The sequence below is a fragment of the Paracraurococcus ruber genome (assembly GCF_004353985.1).
In the GTDB taxonomy this organism is placed as follows: domain Bacteria; phylum Pseudomonadota; class Alphaproteobacteria; order Acetobacterales; family Acetobacteraceae; genus Paracraurococcus; species Paracraurococcus ruber.
Genome location: NZ_SMOA01000703.1, coordinates 1 through 456, shown reverse-complemented (window position 1 = coordinate 456; position 456 = coordinate 1). Strand labels below are relative to the sequence as shown.

The 456-nt window shown below is 82.5% G+C and carries 1 protein-coding gene; it reads right to left on the bottom strand.

From position 1 onward, the window contains the following. Positions 1-91 precede the first annotated feature (91 nt). Positions 92-316, bottom strand: coding sequence for a DUF1127 domain-containing protein (locus E2C05_RS32490; protein ID WP_133223681.1), 225 nt, complete (start codon positions 314-316; stop codon positions 92-94). Positions 317-456: the final 140 nt, after the last annotated feature.

The window sequence follows — 456 nt, the reverse complement described above, 5'->3', positions numbered from 1 at the left end:
CTCCGCCCGCCCGGCACGAGGCGCGGGCGCAGCCGCCAAGGCCGGCGCGTCGATGGCGCATCCCGGCGCGGCGCGACGGCGCGGCCGGCCGTCAGCCCATATGCAGCCGCGACGGCAGGCGGACCAGCGGGGCCGCCGCCGGCGGCAGGCCGGCATCCTCGCGCAGCCGCTGATCGAGCCCGGCGAGGATCGCCGCGTCGCGCCGCTGCCGCAGCCAGCGGCGCAGGCGGCCGAACAGCCCGGCACCGGGCGCCGGGCGCGGGGCGAGACCGGGAGAGGCGAGGTCCGGCCGGAAGCCGGTGACGGTGATGCTCATGGTGCCCTCCTGCACGGTGCCCCGGCCCAGCCGGCGGCCCCGTCGCGGCCAGGATGCCGGGCGCGCCGGCGGCGGCGCTGTGCGCCTCGTCACGCCTGCGCACCGGCGCGCGGCGGCGCGGCATCCGGCCCGGTGCGGGC